The organism is Nocardia farcinica (assembly GCF_029867845.1).
GTDB classification, from domain to species: domain Bacteria; phylum Actinomycetota; class Actinomycetes; order Mycobacteriales; family Mycobacteriaceae; genus Nocardia; species Nocardia farcinica_A.
In genome coordinates, this window is record NZ_JARWRU010000536.1 from 1 (window position 1) to 1538 (window position 1538).

General features: G+C 75.4%; 1 protein-coding gene. It reads right to left on the reverse strand.

Features of this window, described 5'->3' with window-relative positions; genetic code table 11:
- The coding region (locus QH283_RS11640; RefSeq protein WP_280503024.1) for a thioester reductase domain-containing protein at positions 1–1516 on the reverse strand (1516 nt) is incomplete at its 3' end.
- Positions 1517–1538: the final 22 nt, after the last annotated feature.

The window sequence follows — 1538 nt, forward strand, 5'->3', positions numbered from 1 at the left end:
CGGCCCCCCCCCCCGCCCCCCCGCGCGCCCCACCGGCCGGCGGGGGCGGGCCGGGCGGGGCCACGAAGGCACGGGTGCGGTCGGCGCGCGACGGCGGCACGTTCACCATGGCCGCGAGCTGCCGTCGGGCGACGGGGCTCTGCAACACCTGCGCGAGCGACTCGAGTTCCGGCGCGGGTTCCTCGCGGATCGCGCGGACCACGTCCTCGCACCAGCTCTGCCAGTGCTGCACCCGCACCCCGAGACCGCCGAGGGCGGTGCCCGCGACGATCTGGTCGAGCGTGGCCGGTTCGGCGGTCAGGTGGTAGGTGTGGCCCCAAGCCTGGGGACGCAGCACGATCTCCGCCGCCACCCGGCTCACCCAGTCCACCGGCGCGCCGTTGAGGCAGCGGAAGCCGGGGACGGTGCGGAAACGCAGCAGCGCGGCGGTGATGCCGCTGTTGAGGTCGCGCGGGTTGTGCGCCCCGGTCTCCGGGTGGGTGCCGATACCGCCCGGCCGCAAGACGGTCACGGTCAGGCCGTGCTCCCGCGCCCGCCGCAGGATCGCCTCGGCGGCCCACTTGCTGCGGTCGTAGCCGATCGGCAGGGTGGCCACGGGGGCGGTCGGATCGTCCTCCCCCAGCGACGGCGCCTCGACCCCGTTGAACACCGCCAGCGAGGAGATGTGGTGGATCGGTGTCGACCCGCCGGCGCAGGCCAGCTCGGCGAGGGTGAGCGGGCCGAGGACGTTCGTGCGGCGCAGCGAGGGATAGCCGCGCAGGAAGTCCACCGCGGCGGCCGCGTTGACGATCGAATCCACCTGCGTGGCCAGGGCTTCCCATGCCGGCCCGGAGAGTCCGAGCCGAGGTTCGCGCAGATCGCCCGCCAGCGGGGTGACCCGGCGCAGCACCTCCCGTGAGGCGGGCAGGGCATACCGGCCCAGCGCCTCGATCAGCCGCTGCCGCGCGGCCTCGTCGTCCTCGGCCCTGACCAGGCACACCACGTGGGCGTCACTGTGGCGCAGCAGGTCGAGCAGCAGGTGGCTGCCGAGGAAGCCCGTCGCGCCGGTGAGCAGGATGTGCTCGGGGGCGACCCGTTCCGCCGGGGTGACCAGCGGGAGCCGGTCGGCGGCCGAGAGATCGGCGAACAGCTGGGCGAGGTCGTCGGTGGCGCCGGGTGTTCCCGGCACCGGTTCGCCGGGCGGTGCGCCGCTGGGCGCAGCGAGGTCCGCGGCGGGGACGCAGGCGACCGGAGCGACGGCCGCGGGGCGACTTCCCGCGGCGACGCCGGTCGTGGCGGGCGGTTCCGGCACGGCCGGGCGATGGGCGAGCCACCGCTCGGCCAGCCTGCGGGGGCGGGCGTCGAAGAAGACCGTGTCCAGGTCGAGGTGGACATCGAGTTCCCTCGCCAGGGCGGAGACGAACTCGACGGCGGCCAGGGAGGTGCCGCCCGCGTCGAAGAAGTCGGTGTCCTCCTCCAGCGGGGAGGTGCTGAACCGCTTGGCCACGGCGGTGATCGCGGCCGTCAGCGTCGGCATAAAGCGCGGCGGCAGATCGGGC